Here is a 21599-nt window from a genome sequence, read left to right as displayed (position 1 = left end):
CATTGGTCATTGGTCATTAAAGTAAACTCGATTTGATGATCACAGTTTTCTCTAATCTTCTTTTCTTTGCGAAAAACTTTGCGCACTTTGCGGTTAATAACGACTGAGCCAAATGAGTAATCAAAAATTCAAACTTGTAGAATGTCCACGTGATGCCATGCAGGGTTTACATGATTTCGTCCCAACGGATTTAAAATCAGAATATCTAAACCTTCTCCTTCAGGTAGGTTTCGACACGCTCGATTTTGGAAGTTTTGTATCGCCAAAGGCTATTCCGCAAATGGCAGATACTGCTCAAGTATTGGACCATTTAGATTTAACTCAAACGTCAACAAAGCTATTAGCAATTGTAGCGAATTTGAGGGGTGTAGAAGAAGCTATAAAACAAGAGCAAATCAATTATTTAGGTTTTCCATTTTCCATATCGGAAACATTTCAGCAACGCAATACAAATTCGAGCATTTCGCAATCGTTAAATACAGTTGAAGAAATGTTATCTCTTTGTGATCAAAACAACAAAACTGCTGTTATTTATCTCTCCATGGGGTTTGGAAATCCTTACGGAGATGAATGGAATTACGAGATTGTAGAAAAATGGGCTGACGTTTTAGTTGCCAAAGGCGTTAAAATTCTTTCATTAGCAGATACGGTTGGGGTTTCGACTCCCGAAAAAATCACATCCATCCTTCCAAAACTGATTACAAAATTCAACAAAACTGAAATTGGTATTCATTTGCACTCTACCCCTGTAGAACGATATGAAAAGATTGAAGCCGCATACCACTCTGGGGTAAAACGGATAGATTCTGCCTTAAAAGGTTTTGGCGGTTGCCCTATGGCTGCTGATGATTTAACTGGCAATATAGCTACTGAGGATGTGATAAGCTTTTTAAACTCGAAAGGTGAAGCGCTCCATCTTAATATGGATAAATGGAATGAAGCGATGGCTTTGTCAGGAAAGATATTTGGGTAGGTTAATTTATTGTGCTTTTCAGATGGTCGTCATTTTGAGGCACAAAGCAATTCTACTACTGAAGGTGAGAATGTAAGCTTAAGATTTACATCAAAAGCCTTTTAATCTATAGCAAAAGCATTAAGATTGCTTCGTACCTCGCAATGACGACTAGTTAACAACTACACTTTCTTTACCATCTTGAAATGCTGAATTCCAGCCTCTTCAAATTGTTCTCCTTCGGCAACAAAACCGAACTTAGCATATAAACTCATCGCATCTAATTGGGAATTTAAGTAAATGTAATGTGCGTCTTCAGGCAAGTCAGAAAGCGCTTCTGCAATTAGTGCTCTCCCTACACCCTGACCCCTAAAATCTTGCAACACCGCAAAGCGCTCTAGTTTGTAGCCTAAATCCGTTTTGCGCCAACGGCATGCGCCACAGGGTTGGCCATTATGCGTAGCCAGAAAATGAATAGATTCATCTTCATGCTCCCATTCCAATTCTGGTGGGCAGTTTTGCTCATCAACAAATACAATTTTTCTAATGGCAAATACTTTATCTAAATCTTCGGGGTGAATCACCTTTTGAACTTGTAAGCTCATTATTTTTCTTTTTTAAAGTGTTTATTCAATTTCAATTTTTCCTCATTTAATTCTTTAGCCACATCTATAGAATGTGAGCAGCGAATATCAGCCTCTTTCTTTGCAAGTGCAGCAATGGTTACATAAAAGTGATGTAACTGATCTAATTCTTTTTCACTTAAATCCTCGATATCAACCATCCGGTTACTCGCTCCCTGTTGCGCAGCAATAAGCTCGTTCAATTTTAGCTGGATAGCTTTTCCATCTTTATTCTGTGCCTTTTGGATCAGGAAAACCATTAGGAAAGTTATAATCGTAGTACCAGTATTAATAACCAGTTGCCAGGTTTCAGAATAATGAAAAACCGGCCCTGTAACTGCCCAGATTACAACAATTGCTGTGGCTGCAATAAACGCAGCAGAGCTACCCGTAAACTTGGTAGCGGCGTTAGCGAAACGTTCAAAAAGGTTATTATTTACTGGCTCGTTAGTTCTATTTATCATCGCAATATGTTTGCTTAAATGTAAAAATAAAAACAAACAAAAGCGCCATAAGTTTTTAAACCTATGGCGCCTCCATCTAAATATCGAATGATGATTTTTGAATGACTGATTAACTATTTCAGCTTAAAAAATTCAATTCAACTTATAATTTATCGTTCGCATTGATGCAATTCAAATCTTCGAAAGCAATGGTTAAACGTTTAACAAAAGCTTCTTCAGCTTTACGTAACCAAACACGTGGATCGTAGTATTTCTTATTTGGTTTATCATCACCCTCAGGGTTACCGATTTGACCTTGAAGATAAGCCTCATTCTTTTTGTAATATTCTAAAATACCATCCCAGAATGCCCATTGCATATCTGTATCGATATTCATTTTAATAGCACCATAAGAAATTGCTTCTCTGATTTCTTCCTGAGAAGAACCAGAACCACCATGAAAAACAAAGTTAATTGGTTTTTCAGCGCTCAGGTTGAATTTCTCTTTGATAAAGTCTTGAGAATTTTTCAAAATAACCGGTTGTAATTTTACATTACCAGGCTTGTAAACGCCATGTACGTTTCCAAACGCAGCAGCAACAGTAAAACGAGGAGAAACTTTGCTTAATTCTTCGTAAGCATAAGCAACTTCGCTTGGTTGGGTATATAATTTCGAGCTATCTACATCGCTATTGTCTACACCATCTTCTTCACCACCTGTAACACCAAGTTCGATTTCGATGGTCATGTTCATCTTGGCCATGCGTGCAAAATATTTTGCAGAAATCTCCATATTTTCTTCAATCGGCTCCTCCGAAAGATCTAACATATGTGATGAAAACAAAGGTTTTCCAGTTTCAGCGAAGAATTTTTCACCGTGGTCTAAAAGGCCATCAATCCAAGGCAACAATTTTTTAGCGGCGTGGTCGGTATGTAAAACCACAGCAACACCATAATGTTCTGCCAATAAATGCACATGTTTAGCTGCCGATACAGCACCTAAAATACATGCTTGCAATTTTTCGTTATCTAAAGATTTACCTGCATAAAACTGCGCTCCTCCATTTGATAACTGAATCATAACTGGCGAATTTACTGCCTTTGCAGTTTCCATTACCGCATTAACCGTGTTTGTACCGGTTACGTTAACTGCTGGTAAAGCAAACTGATGTTTCTTAGCCTGCTCAAATAATTCTTGAACGGCATCTCCGTAAATTACGCCTTTGTAGCCTTTTAAACTCATCTCTTGTTAATTTTATTAAGTTCGAAGTTATAAAAAAAAATTACAATCCAAGCTTTTGTAACAACAGAATTATTTGCCTTACAAGCATATAAGGCAAGTTTAGTGTAAAAATAACATTATCCTTAGTGTAAAATTCACACTCTTAACACTAATAGTTTTTTTTATCCACAGGCTCTTACTTTGAATTAAGTTGAAATAGCGCATCAGTAACGCTTAAAAGAGTCTGTCGATAAAAATAGTTTATCAGCGTTACTTTATTAATTTGATAATTTAAATTTGATTATTGGTTAACATCAAACTTGCATATATTTTTCGTTTCTTTGCAATCCAATTCTTTAAAAAATTATATGGCTTGGTTTAAGAGAGAAAATAAAGGTATCATTACCACAACCGAAGAGAAGAAAGAGGCACCAGATGGCGTGTGGAATAAGTGTCCGAATTGCAAAAAACCGCTACATCAGGCAGAGTTACAGGAAAACAAATACGTTTGCCATTACTGCAACTATCACTTGAGAGTAGGTTCTAAAGAATATTTTGAAGTTTTATTCGATAATAACGAGTTTAAAGAGCTTTTCCCGAATTTAACCTCTGGCGATCCTTTAAATTTTAACGATAACAAACCTTATACCGATAGAATTATCGAAAGTCAGGCTAAAACCGGCTTAAAAGACGCTATCCGTGCTGGTGTAGGAAAAATTGAAGGACAGGATTTAGTGATTGCCTGTATGGATTTTGCTTTTATTGGTGGTTCAATGGGTTCGGTTGTTGGCGAAAAAATCGCTCGTTCAATCGATTATAGCATCAAACACAAAATTCCGTTTCTGATGATTTCTAAATCAGGCGGTGCTCGTATGATGGAAGCTGCATTTTCATTAATGCAAATGGCTAAAACATCTGCGAAATTGGCGCTGTTAAGTCAGGCTAAAATTCCATACATCTCTTTACTTACCGACCCTACGACCGGTGGCGTTACAGCATCTTATGCCATGCTTGGCGACATTAACATTGCAGAACCGGGCGCATTAATCGGTTTCGCTGGCCCAAGGGTGATTAAAGAAACCATTAAAAAAGACTTGCCGAAAGGATTCCAAACTTCAGAATTTGTTTTAGAACATGGTTTCCTTGATTTTATTGTGGATAGAAGAGCTATGAAAGCTAAAATAGGCGCTTTTATTAAGATGATGAATAATTAGTTTGGTTCAATAGCCATTGGTTAATAGTTCACTGGACATTGGTTCATTAGTCATTGGTTCATTTGTCATTTGTTCACTGGTGCAAACTGACTAATTGATTTTAAAAAAGATATGAAAAGCAGGGCTTGAATAACTTCGGTTATTTCAGTCCTGCTTTTTGCTTGTAGTCCCGATTGAAAAGATCGGGAGCTACCGCGGCAATCAGGTTTAGATAACGAAGAGAGGTAGCATTTCATTTTGTCTCCCCCTACATGAAGCTTCTCTATTTCATTGCATATGGTTGAGTTTATTCCGTATATTTATGAATCAGCAGATATGTTAAAAAATTAACGTCTACCCGACATCCCGCCACGAAAAACAATGAATAACTATCTCGACCTAACAACAGTTCAGTCATATTTAAATTTAGGAAAGACTATGGAGGTTTTTTCTAGGAAGAATTTCGGAAGACAAAGAGGTAATCAGTTACATTGACCTAAAGAGAACGGAATCGGGCGAATTTGAGATTAATCATTATGAACTATTTGACGAAGGGGGTTTAGAATTTGTTGATTTATATTCCTTTTCATCCTTCGACCCAGATATGGGTTTTGAGACTCATACTTTCGACAGTATTAACCTCGTTATAGAATTTATACATGACATATCCAAGTTAAATGAAATCAAGTTCTTGAATGCAGGGTTAATTCAAGACGAATATAAAAAACTATTAATTTCAGAAGGGCGCAGTTAAACGTAACAAATGAACTACTGCTGTTAAATTTAAATTACGCCAGGTCTTCTTGGTTCTCAAATACTTATTATTTTTAGTTACTTTAGTGCTATGCGATAGGGAAGTGCTTTTATCGGACACAATATAGCTTATGATAGTTAGAATTAGCTAAGCCAACCAACCATGAAAATAATAACATTATCCCTCCTATTCATCAGCTTCGCTTTACTAAGCCAAGCGCAAGAAAACCAAAATATGATGAAGCATTGGCTAAAAAACTAGGTGCAGATAATTATGGCATGAAAACATATGTTCTGGTAATGCTCAAAACTGGATCAAACACCACCGCTACAAAAAAAGAAACCGACAGCTTGTGTACGGGGCACATGAGCAACATGGGAATTCTTATTAAGGAAAATAAGCTAATTGTGGCAGGTCCTATGGCTAAAAATGATAAGCAATACCGCGGTATTTTTATCCTTAATACAAAATCTATTGAAGAGGCAAAAACCTGGTTAGCAACCGACCCCGCCATCAATTCAAAATTGTTAGACTTCGATATTTTCAACTGGTACGGTTCTGCAGCATTGGCAGAATATCTCCCATTTCATGATAAAGTGCAGAAAGGACGTCCTTAATCCCACAACTTGTACCTCATGAGTATTAATCCAAGCTACAAATACATTAAACCAGAAGGGTCAATTGCCGATTTTGTGGATCGCTTTTCTTCACTTGAAAATCTATCTGACGCAAACAATGGCATCATTATTCCAAATGGGAGGATTGATTTATTGTTCTCTAAAACTGCAGACAATCATTTTCAAATCACCTTAATGGGCTTAGAAACCAAGCCAAAATTGATACCGAAACTCAATGTTTCATCATTTTTTTCCATCAGTTTCACGCCTCTTGCTATAGAATACATCTTACATCAGCCCATTGCCGACATATTAAACAGCGGCAAAATATTAGCAACCAACTTTTGGGATTTTGGCTTAAATGATCTCGATGATTTTGGCAAATTTTGTGAAAAAGCATCGCATAAAATAAAATCAATCATATCTAAAGAAGTAGATGAACGCAAGCGAAAGCTATTTCAACTAATTTTTGCCAATAATGGCGAAATGAGCATCAAAGAGCTTTCTGAAAAAGTAGCTTGGAGCGAACGACAAATCAATCGCTATTTTAACCAGCAACTAGGAATTTCATTAAAAGCCTACTGTAACATCCTGCGTTTTCAAGCCTCACTTCCACATATTAAAGACGGCCAACTTTCTCCGCAGCTGAACTTTACCGATCAATCGCACTTTATCAAAGAAATAAAAAAGCTTTCCGGCGTTTCTCCGAAAGAGTTATTTAAAAATGAAAACGACCGTTTTTTACAATTTTTAGTTTACGACAAAAAATAATTTTGTAACATAAATTTTAAGTTATGTTACTACAAAATAAATCAATTGCCATTATCGGCGGCGGTCCCGGTGGACTGACACTAGCCAAACTCTTAGCACTTAAAGGTGCAGATGTTAAAGTTTACGAAAGAGATTTCGATAAAAATGCACGAGTACAAGGTTCTCCGCTTGATCTGCACGACGACTCTGGTTTGGCGGCGCTTCGCAAAGCAAATCTATTAGAAGAGTTTAAAAATAATTTTCTTCCAGGAGCCGACAAAAAACTCATTATGAATGAGCATGCTGAAATACTTTTTAGCGATCATGATTATAAAATCGAAGAAAATTTCGAAAACGAACATTTCCGTCCAGAGATAGATCGCGGTGCGCTAAGAAAAATTTTGTTAGCGTCTATAGATCCTTCTCATATCATTTGGAATAGCCACTTTATTGCTATGGAACAAAAGAACGATGGTTGGATGCTACATTTTAAAGACAAGGAATCTATATATGCTGACATTGTAATTGCTGCTGACGGAGCCAATTCAAAAATCCGTCCTTACGTTACAGATATCAAACCATTTTATTCTGGTATCACTATGCTCGAAGGAAATATTTACAATGCGGAAAAAGCAGCTCCAAATATTTTTAAGCTATTAAGAGGTGGAAAAATCATGGCTTTTGGAAATGAGCAAAACATATTAATGGGTCAAAAAGGCAATGGAGAAATTGGCTTTTATGCTAGTTTTAAAACTGATGAAAACTGGGCTAAGAATAATGGACTTGATTATAGCGATAAAGCCCAGATGTTAGATTGGTTTAAAGCAAACTATCCCGGATGGAGTAATATTTGGAACGAATTGTTTGAAATTACAACAGTACCATTCATTCCCCGGCCAATTTATTGCATCCCTTTAGATCAAAAATGGAAGTCGCTATCTAATTTAACGCTAGTTGGAGATGCAGCACATGTAATGCCTCCATTCGCTGGAGAAGGCGTTAATATGGCCATGCTTGATGCGCTCGAATTAAGTGAAAATTTAACGTCTAACCAGCATCAAACTTTACTTGAAGCTATTTCTACCTATGAAAGTAACATGCTTAAACGAGCTGCTATTGTGTCGACGGAATCACTTGAGAATGGTAATTTGATGCATGCTGAAAACGCCCTAAATGATATGTTAAGTTTCTTTGCAGCACATTAATACCCAAACATAAGATAGCAGACTTACACAAGTGACATTAACCTTTGCAACATTTCTATTAAAAAAGCTTCAAAACCGACTTATTACCTAATTTAGGAGTCAATTATTCAATAGAATAAGCTTACAAATGAACCTACCATAACAACAAATTATGGTAACTCCATCTGACAACCTAAAAAATAAATATATACAGATGAATAAAAAACTACTTTTGCCAACATTACTCCTCTTCACTTCCTCTTTTGCTTTTGCACAAGACAAAAAGTTAATCGACAACATCGTAAAAGAAGTAAATGAGAACTCACAATTAGAAAAATTAGCGCATGAGCTTTTAGATGTAGTTGGGCCGCGTTTAGTGGGTTCACCGCAAATGAAACAAGCAAATGATTGGGCGGTAAAGAAATACAGCGATTGGGGAATCTCTGCCAAAAATGAAAAATGGGGAGAATGGCGTGGATGGGAAAGAGGTGTTACGCATATCGATTTGGTAAGCCCTCGGTTAAGAACTCTAGAAGGCACGCAATTGGCCTGGAGTCCATCTACCAATGGAAAGGCGATCAATGCCGAAGCCATTATTCTGCCTGCAATTACTGATTCTGTTTCCTTTCAAAAATGGTTACCAAACGTAAAAGGCAAATTGGTTCTCATTTCTATGAATCAAATTTCTGGCAGACCTGAGAAAAACTGGGAAGAATTTGCAACAAAAGATTTATTCGAGAAATATAAAAAGGAAAAAGCAGACGCTTTAAAGGCATTTGCAGCAGGTATAGCTAAAACAGGGCTAAATGCAAAAGCACTGGCACTTGCCATCGAAAATGCAGGGGCTGCAGGAATTATCATCAATAATTGGTCGCAAGGTTTTGGTGTAGATAAAATTTTTGGTGCCAATACTACAAAAATCCCGACTTTAGATTTATCTGTTGAGGATTATGGTTTAGTTTACCGTTTAGCACAAAGCGGGAATAAGCCCATGTTAAAAATTGAGTCTGAATCGAAGGAACATGGTGTAGTACCAACATTCAACACCATTGCAGAAATTAAAGGAAAGCAAAAGCCGAAGGAATATGTGATGCTATCGGCCCACTTCGATTCATGGGATGGTGCCAGCGGTGCAACTGATAACGGTTCTGGAACAATTATGATGATGGAAGCGATGCGCATTTTAAAGAAATTTTATCCAAATCCGAAACGCACCATTTTGGTTGGCCATTGGGGAAGTGAAGAACAAGGATTAAATGGCTCGAGAGCTTTTGTAGAAGATCATCCGGAAGTTGTTGGTAATTTGCAGGCTCTATTTAATCAGGATAACGGCACAGGACGTGTGGTTAACATAGGTGGCCAAGGTTTTGCAAAATCAAAAGATTACATTACCCGTTGGTTAGCGGCTGTACCGGATACTATTAAAAATCAGATTAAAACCAGTTTCCCTGGGATGCCTGGAGCAGGTGGTTCTGATTTCGCATCTTTTGTAGCTGCAGGAGCATTAGGTTATTCGCTAAGCTCTACAAGCTGGGATTATGGAACTTACACCTGGCATACCAATCGCGATAGCTACGATAAATTGGTTTTCGACGAAATTCGAAGCAATGTAATTTTAGCTGCGATTATGGTTTATATGGCTTGTGAAGATCCTGAAAAAACTTCGACAGAGAAAGCAACAGATTTACCAGTAAACGAGCGTACAGGCAAACAAGTTACCTGGCCCGAAGCAAGAAAAGCTACCAGAAAAGGCGGTTTGTAGCAAATAATAGATCAAGAGAGCATTCAGAAATGGATGCTCTTTTTTGTTTGATATGGATGTGTTAATGCATTGCCGTTAAGCATAAACCCGATAAAGTGTAAATACTTTTTTGTAGCCCGTACTCCAACTATTGCTTCGTCTTTCTCCCGTAGCATTAACGAATAGTTGCAAACTGACAGAAGTTAAAAAAGATTGAAACGATAGCGGGACTTTCGGAACCGAAGAACTACTAAGAGTGCTTTCCAAATTAAATCATTAGAAAAAGGTTTATACGTAGTAATGGAGAGACAACCACTACTCTTCTTTTTTCTTAAATTTATAAAACAAATAACCCAGAAACGGCAAAATTAAAATGCTACCTAACAATAAGGCTACGCCCAAACTATAAATTGTTTTTGGCGGGCCAATCGCCTCAAACAACGAAATGGCGTCACCATTTTTCAAGAGTATAAAATTCGGAAAGTGTGCATAACTAATGGCCAACAAAATCATTGTTACCTGAAAGCCAGCTAAAATTCTCAACGTTTTTGTTTCTCCTTTTACTAGAAGATACCATAATAAAATGAGTGACAGACTTGCCAAAATGATAGAAGCAAGACCAACCGCATTTTTGAAAACCCAATCGATTAGTGGAATACCATCAAAATGGGCTGCAATGAAAACCATTGCCCCAAATACAACGGCAGCAATATTCATGTACTCTGCTTTTTTAATAAACCTTCGCTTATCTTGTTCATCACCAGTTTCGCCAATCAGGTAAATGGCTGCAAGGAATCCGCATAAGGCCACAGTAAATAAGCCGACGGATATAGAGAACCAATTTAACCAACTCCAAACGTAGGCTGTTAAAAAATCTTTAGCATCAAGATCAATGTGGCCAGAAATTAAACTGCCTGCTATAATTCCTAAAAATAAAGGCGTGATGAAACTGGAGTACCTGAAAATTCGATTGTAAAGCCATTGCATGTCATCCTTAATCGCATCGTAATGACGGAATACAAAGGCCGTACCACGGGCAATAATTCCAATGAGCATGATTAACAATGGAATATGGAGATGCACAGACATGGTGGTATAAATGTATGGAAAACCGACAAAGAGAATTACAATTGCGATGATCAGCCACATGTGATTTGCCTCCCAAACGGGACCAATGGCCTGATACATTGTTTTCCTGGTTCGGCTTCTATTCTTCGTAGAAGTAAAGAGCTCGATAATCCCGGCGCCAAAATCAGCACCTCCCAATAAGAAGTAAAGCAAAATAGCCAGACATAAGAAAGTAACTACAACATATTCCATATTATGATTTCAAATCGTGGCTATCGGATTTATCGTAAACAACGGGCACCATTTTAATCTGCCTGTAAAGGAGAAAAGTAACTACAATGCTTAACGAGATATAAATTGCTGAGAAAATGTAAAATGAATAAGCAATACCGGGCATAGGTGTAACGGCATCTTTCGTTCGCATTATCCCATAAATAATCCATGGTTGTCTTCCTACTTCAGTTACCACCCAGCCAGCTTCTAAGGCGATGTAGCCCAAAGGAATGGATGCTACAAAGAGTTTAAGCAGCCAGCGCTTATCTATTACTGATCGCTTTCTGATGATATTGATAAAGAAAATCAATGAAATAAGAGCCAAGAGCGTACCGATACCCACCATAACTTGAAAGGCATAATGCGTAATCGCGACCGGTGGATGTTCATTTTCAGGAATTTGATCTAAGCCCTTAACCTCGGCATGAAAATCGCCATGAGCAAGGAAACTGAGTGCACCAGGTATCTTTATTGCTCCCTTTACAGTTTTATCTTTTTCGTTAACAATTCCCCCGATTAATAGCGGCGCTGGTTTCTCTGTTTTATAAAGCGCTTCCATTGCGGCAAGTTTTGCAGGCTGTCTTTCAGCTACATCTTTTGCAGAAATATCTCCACTCAAAGGTTGCAGTATGGCTCCAATACAAGCAAAAACAGCCGCAATTTTAAATGCTTTAAAGTGAAAATCTCTGTTTTTATTCCGCAAAATCATAAGTGCGTGCACACCGGCTACCGCAAAGCCAGTAGCCGTAAAAGCCGCCAAACACATATGCAGCGCTTGCGAAAACCATGCCTTGTTAAACATAGCTTGTATTGGGTCGATATTGAAGTATCTGCCGTTTACAAAATCGAATCCTGCCGGGCTGTTCATCCAGGCATTTGCAGCTACGACCAATATCCCTGAAGCCAAGCCGCTAACACCAACAACTACGCCCGTAAACCAATGAAACCATTTGTTTAGCTTGTTCCAGCCATAAAGAAAAAAGCCTAACGCAATGGCTTCGATAAAAAATGCCGTACCTTCCAGAGAGAAGGGCATCCCGAAAATAGGCCCTGCATGTTCCATAAACCTTGGCCATAACAAGCCCAGCTCAAATGATAACATAGTGCCAGACACGGCACCCGTGGCAAAAAAAATGGCAACCCCCTTACTCCAGGCTTTTGTGAGGTTTTTATAGACTTCCTGATTGGTTCGTAGCCACTTATAGTGAGAAACCGCCATAAAAAATGGCATCACCATTCCGATACAAGAAAAAATAATATGAAAGCCCAGGGAAAGAGCCATTTGCGAACGTGCCGCTAAAAAATCATCCATATCTGATATTGGATTTGTATAGACAAATATAACAGATAAGAGGTAGCTTTATGTAGTTAACAAATGGCTATCTCCTTATTTTTCAAATATAGAATGTTTATAAATTGAAAAAAGATTTGGCAAAATAAAGCCGCAGATTTGCAAGTGAATTTTAAAACATCTCAAAATCTACGGCAGAAATTTAAACGCCTTTTAGTTCATCATAAGCAGCTGTTAAACTCCTTTGAATACCTTCGCCTTGCCATTCCGGAGCATTTGGTATTGCAGTTGCTTTTAATATATCTTCTTTTGATTTACCTGCCTTTATTTCAGCACCGACAAAACTCAGTAGATTTTGAAGATAATTTTGAAATGCCTTGATATCAGCTTTGTTTCCAGTAACTTTTTCTGGCTCACGGCTATGGCCAAAGATAAATAAGGTATCATTGTCAAACTGGTTATGTATTTTTTCTAAAGCGGTAACCCAATTGCCGATATGAGCACCATTTTCTCTATCGATATAAGGATATTTTCTATTGGAAACCAGGTCGCCGACATGAACGATGTTTGCATTTTCAAAATGGTAAACAGCGTCGCCATTTGTATGGGCAGAACCATAGTAGTAAGCACTAATCTTTTCATCGCCAACAGGTGCTTTCCAACCGGTACCGAATGTAGTATCTGGCAACAATTGTTTATCTAAACTATTTGCCTTCTCTGCCCCTCTTTTCTGATTAACAAGCGAATTTTGATGCGCCACTACTTTTTCCGCCAAACCTTTGAAAGCGATGTTACCCGCGGTATGGTCGCCATGATGGTGCGTGTTGATTAAATATTTAAAAGGTTTTTCGCCAAGTTTTTTCAATTCTTCAATAACATGCGGTGCCGATGTTGGAAACTGTGCATCAACAACAACAAAGCCATTTGATGAATTTAACCAGCCGATAGTTCCACCCTGCTCAGTGAAAATACCGACGTTGTTTCTCAATGGCTTGAAGTTATACGCCCGCAACATTTCTTGCTGAGCAAAAACATCTGTTTTATAAATTGAGAGCAAGGCCATTGCCAATGCAGAATTTGTAATAAAATTTCTTCTTTCCATTTTTTCAATCAACATAAAAAGCCACAACAAAATGCTGTGGCTTAAATTTAAAAATTTATACGCTAAATACCAATGCGCTAAATGCCAGAACCTGGTGTAGTGCCTGGCTCGTGACCTGGTCCAAATGCATTGTTCTTTCGGTTTTTATCCTTTTCGAATAAATTCGTAGCCTGTTTAGAAGATTTATTATTATCAAGAGAATCATGCTCTCTTACATCTTCAACTTCTTTATCTAGTAAGTCATTCTGAATAACTTTTCCCTTTTCTTTATTAGTTTCCATAGTATTTCAAATTGATGTACTAATGCAACAAGCGAAAATGGAATATTGTTTTTTTTAGTTCTTTAAGGAATCATTTTGACGCAATATACCCACTCGTTTCCATGGAAAAGTCTCATTTGCCTTAAATTTGAACTTATAGCATTGAGCCTGAGAGCTTTCTCAACTCGTGAATACAACCAAAAGAATTGAATTTCCGTTTATGAATTCTGTTAAAATGATGCGATGACTCAAACGAAAACGGTGATAAAATGAATTTGTAAATATGCTTTCTGCTGTCTGATGAGTTCAGATTCTCGGTGCTTGCTACCTGAGCATTAGTTTTTTGATTTTCAATAACGATAAATTTATAAAAGCATTGGCTGCTTTTGAGGGTGAATTAAATTTTCGAAAAATTCGTTTTTTTCTCTATTCAAGAAAATTTTGCAAAGCTGTTTTATAATTGCTTAACCTTATCCTAAAGAGATATTTGATAAGGTTTCGTTGAGGAACTCATGTGTCTTGGCTTTTGGATAGCCTTTATCTTAATTAAATATAAGTTTTTCTTTTGAGATTTGCAAGGGATTTAAAAATTGCCGGTGACTGACGTCAACAGTAATGAAATGCAACTAACTTCGAACTGAAGCTATTAATATCATTGCCGTCCCTGCTTCAGCAGACGGATTTAAAAATTTAATACCTTTCCCAAGCACTCAAACCTATATTAAATAAACCTGATTGCCGTGGAAACCAAAAGCTTTTTCTGCTTTGGTTGGAATAGAAAGCAGGACTAACCTTAATCAATGAGCTGCACTTGCTTTCCAAAAAAATCGCAAAAAAAAGTCTCGAATTGCTCCGAGACTTTTTCCTATTTGGTTACTGATATTTTTAGGCTAAAGCATTTTGCTTTATCACCATTTTAACTTTATCAATTACGTAATCCAGTTCCTCTTTAGTAGTATATTTACTAAAAGAAAAGCGAACTGATGGACGATTTGGGTCGGCTTTGATGCCATTTAAAACGTGAGAACCAATGTTCGAGCCTGAAGAACAAGCGCTACCGCCAGAGGCACAAATGCCATTGATATCCAAATTAAACAACAACATATCGGCCATGTCCATTTCTGGAAACGACACATTTAATACGGTGTAAAGACTTTTGTCTGCATCTGTTTCTCCGTTGAAGCCAATTCCCGGAATCTCGGCAATCAATTGTTCTTTTAGATAATCTTTTAACCCCTGAATGTGGCTTTGATGTTCGGCCATTTCTGCATAGGCAATTTCCAACGCTTTGGCCAGCCCAACAATGCCGTAAACATTTTCGGTACCACCACGCATGTTACGCTCTTGTGCACCCCCATAAATCATCGGTGGAATTTTGATGTTGCTATTTACATACAAGAAACCCACCCCTTTCGGACCATGTAGCTTATGTGCCGCACAAACAATGAAATGCGCTCTTAATTCACGCACATTGTGTACGTAATGCCCCATGGTTTGCACCGTATCGGCATGATATATGGCGTTATATTTTTCGCAGATATCGCCAACTTTAATCATATCGGTTAAAGTACCCAATTCGTTATTTGCATGCATTAGCGAGACAAAAGTGCGATCGTTGTTTTGCAATAACTCTTCCAGATGGGCATAATCTACATTACCTTTTTCATCAATATTGACGAAACTTAATTTATCAATTTCGCCATTTTTGAGCATCGTATTTAAGGTATGTTCTACCGCGTGATGCTCAATTTTAGAAGTGATGGCATGCTTAATTCCATAAGCAGAAATGCCACACCGGATAGCAGTATTATCTGCTTCGGTACCTCCAGAGGTGAAGAATATTTCGGATGGTGAGGCACCTAAAAGGCCAGAAACCGTTTTACGAGCTTTCTCTACCAGCGTTCTAACCTCTCTCCCTAGTGCATGAATAGCAGATGGATTGCCAAAATGGTTTTCCATTACATTGGTCATTTCAGCAATTACGTCTTTATCCAATGGCGTTGTAGCTGCATTATCTAAATAAACTCTTTTCATGTACTAGTTTAATTTAAGTATTTCTTTGATGTCCGAAATAATTTTGTTCGCTAAATTTTCTGCAGTGGCTTCGTTTTCTGCTTCGCTATAAATACGGATAATTGGCTCGGTATTAGATCTGCGCAAATGAACCCAGGTTTTATCGAATTCGATTTTTAACCCATCGATAGTGCTGTAAGGTTGGTTTTTGTACTTTTCCTCAACCTGTTTTAACAAATTATCGATATCCATTTCTGGTGTAAGGGTAATTTTATTTTTTGAAATATGGTATTGTGGGTAGCTGCTTCTTAACAATGAAATTGATTTTCCAAATCTGGCTAAATGGGTTAAAAATAATGCAATACCAACCAAAGCATCTCTGCCGTAATGCGATTCTGGATAGATAATGCCGCCATTACCTTCGCCGCCAATAATTGCATTGGTTTCTTTCATTTTGTTAACTACATTCACTTCGCCAACCGCTGATGCGTTATATTCCGAACCAGCTTTTTCAGTAACATCTCGTAAAGCCCGTGTTGAAGAAAGATTAGAAACGGTATTTCCTGGCGTATTTTTTAACACATAATCGGCAACGGCGACTAAGGTATATTCCTCGCCAAACATGCTTCCATCTTCATTTACAAAACATAAACGGTCCACATCTGGATCAACCACGATCCCTAAATCGGCATTTTGCTTTTGTACCTCTTTTGAAATTTCAGTTAAATTTTCGGGAAGCGGCTCAGGGTTATGTGGAAAGTGACCGTTAGGATCGCAATATAATTCGGTAACTCTTGTTACGCCCAAGGCTTTCAACAAAGCAGGAATAAAAATTCCGCCGGTCGAGTTTACACAATCAATAACAACCTTAAAATCGGCTTTTTTTATGGCATCCACATCAACTAATGGCAATGCTAAAACCTTATCTATATGTTTCTGTAGGTAAGTATCATTTTGTATAACCTTACCTAATTGATCCACCTCAGCAAATTCGAAACTTGCACTCTCGGCTAAGTCGAGCACTTCTTTTCCATCTAAATCGCTGATAAATTCTCCATCTGCGTTTAGCAACTTCAAGGCATTCCATTGTTTCGGGTTATGGCTGGCGGTTAAAATAATTCCTCCTCCTGCTTGTTCATCCGGAACTGCAACTTCTACTGTTGGTGTTGTTGAAAGGCCTAAATCGATTACCTCAATCCCTAATCCTTGGAGGGTTCCAATAACCAAATTGTTCACCATTTCGCCTGAAATACGTGCATCGCGACCTAATACGATTCGTTTGTTTCCTGTTTTTTGTACTACCCAGCTACCAAAAGCCGCTGTAAATTTCACTATATCTATCGGTGTTAAGCCGTTTCCAGCTTGTCCGCCAATGGTTCCTCGTATTCCTGAAATCGATTTTATTAAAGTCACTTTGTGGGTTTTATTTAAAGTTCAAAAATAAGAAAAAAAACAAGATAGCAGCTATTTTAGGCTGCCTCGGCTTGTTAATTTACATTGTTTTTATATCTATTTATACGATATATTTAATAGAAATTCGGTTAAGGTTTTAGTCAAACGTGTGATTGGTTTTTATTTTTTTCTGGAAAGCCAGAGCAATAGTGCATCGGTTTCTGCAGTCCCGCCATTCATTACAGTCTTTTTCAAACCTCTGTCATTCTGAGGCACGAAGAATCCCTGCCTACCGCAGGCAGGTGTTTCATCGGTTGTAGATGCTTCGTGCCTCAGCATGACAGTATATTAAGGTTGCTGCAATAAAAAAGTATTTCCATTACTGTCGGGTTTGGAGCAATCAAGATTGTGAGGGAAAACTAATAATTGCTGCCGTCATTGCGAAGCAAGAAGCAATCTTACTACTTGAACTTTGTCTTCGTTTAACCCAAAGCTTTAAGATTGCTTCGTGCCTCGCAATGACGATTGATCTAAAACAAACCTTTCTTTCTAAACCTGACAACAGCGGCAGCCCCGAGTTTTTCTACGAGGGCTACAGCGAATGGCACGGCTATATTGCCCAATGATAAACTGAACGTTGATTTCCAAAACAAAAATCATTTTAACAATTATAAATTGCTTCGCTGTGAAATTAATGTACTTTGTTTATCTCAATTTTATCTAAGTTTGCAAATTCCAAAACAAAAAGGCTTTTTATATGCAACGTAAGTGGTTTCAATATTGGTTTAATTCGCCATATTATCATATTCTTTATCAACAAAGAAACGATGCAGAAGCCGAATTTTTCATCGATAAGTTAACAGAATACCTTAGTCCGGCGGCCGATTCGAAAATGCTTGATATTGCTTGCGGGAAAGGTAGGCATTCTATTTATCTCAATAAAAAAGGCTTTGATGTTACAGGAATCGATCTATCAGAACAAAGCATAAAATACGCCAGGCAATTCGAAAACAATAAACTGCATTTTTTGGTGCATGATATGCGGAAATTGTTTTATATCAACTATTTTGATGTGGCGTTAAACTTATTTACCAGTTTTGGTTATTTTGATACCGAGAAAGACCACGTGAATGCGCTTAAAACGTTTAGAAAATGTTTAAAAACCAATGGAACCCTGGTTATAGATTATTTTAATTCTGAAAAAATCGTCAGAAATTTAAATCATTGCGAAGTTAAATCGCTTGATGGCATTGCCTTTAATATCACTAAAAATGTAGTGGAAGGGAAGATTATCAAAAAAATAAATTTCGATGATAAGGGCAAAACATACAATTTCGAAGAACGGGTTCAGGCTTTTAGTTTTGAAGATTTTGAGCGTATGTTAACCAAAGCAGGCCTGATGGTTCAAAAAGCTTTCGGCAGTTATGCGCTCGACAATTTCGATGCATGCAACTCCGATCGTTTAATTTTAATTTGTAAAAAGGCATGATAGAAAGCATACAGCAATTTGATGTTGAGCTTTTTTTGAAAATCCATCGTGGACTTTCTAATGGCTTTTTCGATTGGCTGATGCCTTTAATGCGCAATCGTTTTTTTTGGTCGCCGCTGTATATTTTTATTATTGTTTTCTGCATTAAGCAGTATAAAAAACAAGGATACTATATTATTGGAATGGTACTTTTTACCTTCGCCACAGGCGATTTGATCGCATCTCGTTTAATAAAACCGTTTGTGGCCCGGGTAAGGCCTTGCAATGATTTCAGTTTGGCAAATGATATTATTCACCGGGTGCCATGCGGCAGTGGATTAAGTTTTCCCTCAGCCCATGCTACCAACCATTTTGCTATTGCTGTGTTTTTAATTTGCGTATTTTACGGTCGCTGGAAGCCTATTTTGCCTCTTGGGCTATTTTGGGCAGCAATAATTAGCTTTGCGCAAGTTTACGTGGGCGTTCATTACCCGATAGATGTAACTACAGGTGCAATATTGGGAATTTTGATTGGTTTTATCTGTTCGAGAATATTTAAAAAATTACAACCCGAATTTTAATGGAAGCTTGGAAATTTGCCGTACTTTTTTTCTGCGCTTTTTTAGGCGGCTCGGCCATTTTTTTGGTCAAAAGTGATAAATCAAAACTACTGAAATTAATCCTTTCTTTCAGTGGCTCTTACCTATTTGCCATTACGGTTCTGCACCTGATACCCGACGCCTATAGCGGGCCCGACAAAGGCGAAATTGGTATTTTTATATTGGTAGGTTTCTTATTGCAGGTTTTTTTGGAGCAGTTTTCTGAAGGTGTAGAACATGGGCATATCCATAAGCACCACGATGGAAATGTTTTTCCATTCGGGATTATGATTAGCCTTTGCCTGCATGCTTTTTTAGAGGGGATGCCACTTGCCAAAGATCAGCATAACGAACTTATTTTTGGAATCTCATTGCACCACATTCCAGCGGCATTTGCTTTGGCAAGCATTTTAATGCAAAACCATTTCAAAAAAGGAAGCATCATCATGTATTTGATAATTTTCGCGGTAATGGCCCCGCTTGGCTTTTATGTAAGTGTTGGTTTAAGTAACGGAACCATTGGAGGTATCGATGCTTATTTCAACAAAATTATGGGAATTGTAATTGGTATTTTCCTACACATTTCCACTACAATTTTATTTGAATCGAGCGCAGACCATAAAATTAATACCCGAAAAATGATTGCTGTTCTACTTGGAATTGGCGTGGCTTTAATTGGTTTCTTTGCCGGGCATTCTCATTAGTATTTCCAATTGGGCAAGGTTTTATCTTAAAACATTCAGTATATTAGAACATGGAAGAGATTGTAAATGAGCCTAATGTAGAATACAAAAAAAGGCATTTTACTGTTACTGAATATCTGGAGATGGAAAAGGCATCGCAAGAAAAGCATGAGTATTTTCAGGGCGAAATATTTCCTTTACACCGAGACCAAAGTGATGGAGTAAAATCAATGTCAGGTGCTAGCTTTAATCATAATCTTATTTTCTCTAGCCTCTTCGGATTTCTTTCAACGAAGCTTGCAGGTTCCAAATGTATTCCCTTTGGTAGCGACATGCGAATGAACATACCAGAAAATACGCTATTCACCTATCCTGATATTTCTGTCTATTGTAATGGAATTAAGCATTCTACTGATGATAAGGATACCGTTTTAGAACCAACTATTATTATTGAAATTCTTTCTCCATCAACTAAAGATTATGATAGAGGAAACAAATTTCGACTTTACAGGGATATTCCAACATTAAAGGAATATATTTTAATTGATACTGAATCAATATTAGTTGAAGCATTTTACCTCAACGAAAAGCAAAATTGGGAACTTATAGAATACAAGGAAATTAACAACTCAATAAATTTTGTTTCGATGGGATTCGAAGTAGCTTTGAGTGATATTTATAAGCATGTACGTCTCTAAAAGTTGGAACTGAAAATTGAAGACCGCCAATTGAATTACTTCTTCTCTTTCTTTTTCCCATAACCCCAGGGACAATGCTTGCATTTATTTTTACAACAATATCCACGTTTTAAATGGTATGCCGCTGTAAAAACCATTAATCCGTCTTCGTTAAAATAAAAGTCTTCGCCCTCTTTCATAATTAATGAGTGAATGATTGAATTTTGAATGAGTGAATGTTTGCAATCATCAGTATTTTGAAAATCCTTAGATACTAAAAATCCTGTTCATTAGTTTAGTATTTTTACCTCCAGCTTACCTTCAAAATATTCTTTTAATTGATTGCCATCGCCATGCAACGTCCAAACTTGTTTCGGTCGAACTTTTTCAATAGTTTCTAAAATCGCATCCCAATCTGCATGATCGGAGATGTAAAGAGAAATTCCATTTTGTTGTTGCAGATTCTTCCAACCCGATGCAAAAGCCCGAACAACATTTATCGCTTTGTGGTAACTGTGAAACACCATCGGCGGAACAATATAAACCTGGTGCTCATGATTATTCTTCATCACCTTTCTATCATACATTTTATAGTTGCCAATTTTCATCCCGAAGTCTTCGTAAATTTTAACAAAGGGCATAATGCTGTGGTGGACCATCACATTTTTTGTAGGACAATGTTCACTTAACAACTGAATAATACGCTGACTTTTACCTAAAGCATAGGCGCCCAGCATAATATTGGCTGAAGTTTCGTTCAGTTTCTTAATCTCATCAATTGGAGAAGGGTGCTTCGTTTCGGGGTTGGCGAACGTGCTTTCGGTAATTAAAACATCTGCTTTCACAAACTCGAAAGGCTCGCAAGTAGCATCTGGCTCTATCTTATAATCTCCTGTGTAAAGGTATTTTACATTTTGATATTCCATTAAAACCTGCGCCGAACCTAAAATATGCCCTGCAGAATAAAACGTGATGGCTACATCCTTAATTTTAAACGTTTCATGGTATTTTTTAAGATGAAAATCTACCGCCGCAAATTTACGGTAACGGTGTTTCATAAAGCTTTCTGTTGCAGCAGTGCAGTAAACATTCTGACTTCCACCGATAGCGTGGTCGCCGTGTGCATGAGAAACCACGGCATCATTTACAGATTGTTGTGGGTCTAAATAAAAATCGCCATAAACACAATATAAACCTGTTGGCGTAATGGTGATAAAATCGTCTAAAATCATGTCTAGGTTCTGTTGGATTTAAGGATAAGGCAGGATTTTAGGCTATTAGACATATTAGTAAA

At 37.5% G+C, this 21599-nt stretch carries 22 protein-coding genes; 10 read left to right on the top strand and 12 right to left on the bottom strand.

Features of this window, described 5'->3' with window-relative positions; genetic code table 11:
* Positions 1-112 precede the first annotated feature (112 nt).
* A complete protein-coding gene (locus ACZZZC_RS08590; protein WP_463486935.1) occupies positions 113-973 on the top strand; it encodes a hydroxymethylglutaryl-CoA lyase in 861 nt (286 codons plus the stop codon).
* Between the two features lie 161 nt (positions 974-1134).
* On the opposite strand, the gene ACZZZC_RS08585 is transcribed toward ACZZZC_RS08590, so the two are convergent.
* The 3 genes from ACZZZC_RS08585 to fbaA form a co-directional block, all read right to left on the bottom strand.
* Entirely contained in the window at positions 1135-1557 is a 423-nt protein-coding gene (locus ACZZZC_RS08585; RefSeq protein ID WP_056851284.1) for a GNAT family N-acetyltransferase, read from the bottom strand.
* Entirely contained in the window at positions 1557-2039 is a 483-nt protein-coding gene (locus ACZZZC_RS08580; protein ID WP_056851285.1) for a low affinity iron permease family protein, read from the bottom strand. The genes ACZZZC_RS08585 and ACZZZC_RS08580 overlap by 1 nt, the downstream gene beginning before the upstream one ends.
* A gap of 142 nt (positions 2040-2181) precedes the next feature.
* Positions 2182-3261: a class II fructose-bisphosphate aldolase gene (gene fbaA, locus ACZZZC_RS08575; RefSeq protein ID WP_463485687.1), complete on the bottom strand. Its 1080-nt coding sequence runs from the start codon at positions 3259-3261 to the stop codon at positions 2182-2184.
* Between the two features lie 347 nt (positions 3262-3608).
* On the opposite strand from fbaA, the gene accD reads away from it, so the two are divergent.
* The 5 genes from accD (at position 3609) to ACZZZC_RS08550 (ending at position 9500) form a co-directional block, all read left to right on the top strand.
* Positions 3609-4454, top strand: coding sequence for an acetyl-CoA carboxylase, carboxyltransferase subunit beta (accD, locus tag ACZZZC_RS08570; protein WP_056851287.1), 846 nt, complete (start codon positions 3609-3611; stop codon positions 4452-4454).
* Positions 4455-5432: 978 nt separating this feature from the next.
* Positions 5433-5804, top strand: a complete 372-nt coding sequence (locus tag ACZZZC_RS08565) for a YciI family protein (protein ID WP_463485686.1) — start codon at positions 5433-5435, stop codon at positions 5802-5804.
* A gap of 18 nt (positions 5805-5822) precedes the next feature.
* Positions 5823-6575 (top strand): helix-turn-helix domain-containing protein, encoded by a 753-nt coding sequence (locus tag ACZZZC_RS08560; RefSeq protein ID WP_463485685.1) that lies wholly within the window; start codon positions 5823-5825, stop codon positions 6573-6575.
* Between the two features lie 23 nt (positions 6576-6598).
* On the top strand, positions 6599-7759 hold the full coding sequence (locus ACZZZC_RS08555; protein WP_463485684.1) for an FAD-dependent oxidoreductase: 1161 nt from the start codon (positions 6599-6601) through the stop codon (positions 7757-7759).
* Positions 7760-7952: 193 nt separating this feature from the next.
* Positions 7953-9500 (top strand): M20/M25/M40 family metallo-hydrolase, encoded by a 1548-nt coding sequence (locus tag ACZZZC_RS08550; RefSeq protein WP_463485683.1) that lies wholly within the window; start codon positions 7953-7955, stop codon positions 9498-9500.
* 294 nt (positions 9501-9794) lie between these two features.
* Here the strand turns inward: ACZZZC_RS08550 and ACZZZC_RS08545 are convergent, their stop codons facing one another.
* From ACZZZC_RS08545 to ACZZZC_RS08515, 7 genes are all read right to left on the bottom strand, one after another.
* Complete coding sequence (locus ACZZZC_RS08545) at positions 9795-10799, bottom strand: cytochrome d ubiquinol oxidase subunit II (protein WP_463485682.1); 1005 nt, start codon at positions 10797-10799, stop codon at positions 9795-9797.
* A gap of 1 nt (position 10800) precedes the next feature.
* Positions 10801-12132: a cytochrome ubiquinol oxidase subunit I gene (locus ACZZZC_RS08540; RefSeq protein ID WP_463486934.1), complete on the bottom strand. Its 1332-nt coding sequence runs from the start codon at positions 12130-12132 to the stop codon at positions 10801-10803.
* Positions 12133-12313: 181 nt separating this feature from the next.
* Positions 12314-13213: an MBL fold metallo-hydrolase gene (locus ACZZZC_RS08535; RefSeq protein ID WP_463485680.1), complete on the bottom strand. Its 900-nt coding sequence runs from the start codon at positions 13211-13213 to the stop codon at positions 12314-12316.
* A gap of 77 nt (positions 13214-13290) precedes the next feature.
* Positions 13291-13494, bottom strand: coding sequence for a hypothetical protein (locus ACZZZC_RS08530; protein WP_056851293.1), 204 nt, complete (start codon positions 13492-13494; stop codon positions 13291-13293).
* 864 nt (positions 13495-14358) lie between these two features.
* Positions 14359-15507, bottom strand: a complete 1149-nt coding sequence (locus ACZZZC_RS08525; RefSeq protein ID WP_463485679.1) for a cysteine desulfurase family protein — start codon at positions 15505-15507, stop codon at positions 14359-14361.
* 3 nt (positions 15508-15510) lie between these two features.
* The gene (gene glmM / locus ACZZZC_RS08520) at positions 15511-16899 is read right to left on the bottom strand and encodes a phosphoglucosamine mutase (protein ID WP_463485678.1); all 1389 of its coding nucleotides are present in this window, start codon (positions 16897-16899) and stop codon (positions 15511-15513) included.
* A 159-nt stretch (positions 16900-17058) separates the two neighbouring features.
* Positions 17059-17217 carry a hypothetical protein gene (locus tag ACZZZC_RS08515; RefSeq protein ID WP_463485677.1) on the bottom strand — a complete coding sequence of 53 codons (159 nt, stop codon included), beginning with the start codon at positions 17215-17217 and terminating at the stop codon, positions 17059-17061.
* A gap of 418 nt (positions 17218-17635) precedes the next feature.
* On the opposite strand from ACZZZC_RS08515, the gene ACZZZC_RS08510 reads away from it, so the two are divergent.
* From ACZZZC_RS08510 to ACZZZC_RS08495, 4 genes are read left to right on the top strand one after another with little or no spacing between them, the layout of a single operon-like run.
* A complete protein-coding gene (locus tag ACZZZC_RS08510; RefSeq protein WP_463485676.1) occupies positions 17636-18367 on the top strand; it encodes a class I SAM-dependent methyltransferase in 732 nt (243 codons plus the stop codon).
* The gene (locus ACZZZC_RS08505) at positions 18364-18927 is read left to right on the top strand and encodes a phosphatase PAP2 family protein (protein ID WP_463485675.1); all 564 of its coding nucleotides are present in this window, start codon (positions 18364-18366) and stop codon (positions 18925-18927) included. The genes ACZZZC_RS08510 and ACZZZC_RS08505 overlap by 4 nt, the downstream gene beginning before the upstream one ends.
* Positions 18927-19649, top strand: coding sequence for a ZIP family metal transporter (locus ACZZZC_RS08500; RefSeq protein WP_056851298.1), 723 nt, complete (start codon positions 18927-18929; stop codon positions 19647-19649). Before ACZZZC_RS08505 ends, ACZZZC_RS08500 begins: the two co-directional genes overlap by 1 nt.
* A gap of 50 nt (positions 19650-19699) precedes the next feature.
* The gene (locus ACZZZC_RS08495) at positions 19700-20326 is read left to right on the top strand and encodes a Uma2 family endonuclease (RefSeq protein WP_463486933.1); all 627 of its coding nucleotides are present in this window, start codon (positions 19700-19702) and stop codon (positions 20324-20326) included.
* A gap of 35 nt (positions 20327-20361) precedes the next feature.
* Here ACZZZC_RS08495 and ACZZZC_RS08490 read toward each other — a convergent pair whose 3' ends face one another.
* Positions 20362-20505 (bottom strand): DUF5522 domain-containing protein, encoded by a 144-nt coding sequence (locus ACZZZC_RS08490; protein WP_162237770.1) that lies wholly within the window; start codon positions 20503-20505, stop codon positions 20362-20364.
* A 90-nt stretch (positions 20506-20595) separates the two neighbouring features.
* Entirely contained in the window at positions 20596-21537 is a 942-nt protein-coding gene (locus tag ACZZZC_RS08485; RefSeq protein ID WP_463486932.1) for an exonuclease, read from the bottom strand.
* Positions 21538-21599: the final 62 nt, after the last annotated feature.

It is taken from the genome of Pedobacter sp. AC212, assembly GCF_979258625.1.
The sequence above is the reverse complement of the archived record's forward strand: the minus strand, read 5'-3'. Positions and strand labels throughout refer to the sequence as shown.